This is a genomic window from Neisseria sp. P0021.S005 (assembly GCF_051956955.1).
On record NZ_JBQCWY010000760.1, the window covers coordinates 1 to 1,416 of the forward strand.

Here is a 1,416-nt window from a genome sequence, read left to right on the forward strand (position 1 = left end):
TGCTATCAACTTAATTAATTACGACCAACCTCATTGAAAACGGCAATTCGATTTTTTCAAACGACTTTTCAACAATATATTAATGTATTGTTTATTAGCGTTTATCTACCGGAACGTAATCGCGACGCTCTGCACCGGTATACAGTTGACGTGGGCGACCGATTTTCAGTGCCGGATCGCTAATCATTTCATGCCAATGAGAAATCCAACCTACACTGCGCGACAATGCGAAGATAACGGTAAACATTTCAGTTGGAATGCCCAATGCGGACAAGACGATACCGGAGTAGAAATCGACGTTTGGATACAGCTTGCGCTCAACAAAGAATGGATCTTTCAGTGCGATTTGTTCCAATTCCATCGCCAGCTTAAATTTAGGACTGTCTTCCAAGCCCAATTCTTTCAAGACTTCATAACAGGTTTCGCGCATGATGTTGGCTCGTGGGTCCATATTGCGGTATACGCGGTGACCGAAGCCCATCAGACGATATTTGCGTTGTTTCACACCTTCCATGTATGCGGCAACATTGGATACGTCGCCGATTTCGTCCAGCATCTTCAACACAGCTTCGTTTGCACCGCCATGTGAAGCACCCCACAGACAGGCGATACCGGCAGCGATACAGGCAAATGGGTTTGCGCCTGAAGAGCCGGCCAAACGTACAGTCGAAGTAGAGGCGTTTTGCTCGTGGTCGGCATGCAAAATAAAGATGCGGTCGAGCGCGCGAGCCAATACTGGATTAGGTTTGTATTCTTCACATGGTGTTGCGAACATCATGTGTAAGAAGTTTTCAGCATAGGAAAGGTTATTTTTTGGATAATTGAACGGCAGACCGTTGGAATAACGGTAACACATTGCTGCAATTGTCGGGATTTTGGAGATTAAGCGGTAAATCGCAATTTTGCGGTGTTCAGGATTGGCAATATCCAAGCTGTCTTGATAGAAAGCAGACAAAGCGCCAACCACGCCAACCATCATCGCCATCGGATGCGCATCGCGACGGAAACCGCGGAAGAACCAAGTCAGCTGCTCATGCAGCATAGTATGGCGACCGACTGTGGCATCAAATTCTTTTTTCTGTTCAGGGGTAGGCAGTTCGCCGTAAATCAACAGGTAGCAAACTTCCAAGTAATCGGATTTTTCGGCCAACTGCTCGATAGGATAACCACGGTAATACAACAGACCTTCATCGCCATCAATATAAGTGATTTTGGATTCGCAACTTGCAGTTGACACGAATCCGGGGTCGAAGGAAAACAGACCTGTATTTTTTGTCAAAGCACGAATATCAACCACATCATGGCCGATACTTGCTTCCAATACTGGCAGTTCCAAGGTCTCTTGATTTGGGGTGGTGAGCTTGACTGATTTAGACATTCTTAAACTCCTTTGTAAGTTGGGGCTTTCGTTGCCGC

Annotated in this window: 1 protein-coding gene; it reads right to left on the bottom strand. The window is 46.1% G+C overall.

Annotated elements, in window-relative coordinates; genetic code table 11:
• Window positions 1-94: 94 nt before the first annotated feature.
• Window positions 95-1,378: a citrate synthase gene (gene gltA / locus ACTHUE_RS19070; RefSeq protein ID WP_070645446.1), complete on the bottom strand. Its 1,284-nt coding sequence runs from the start codon at window positions 1,376-1,378 to the stop codon at window positions 95-97.
• Between the last annotated feature and the right edge of the window lie 38 nt (window positions 1,379-1,416).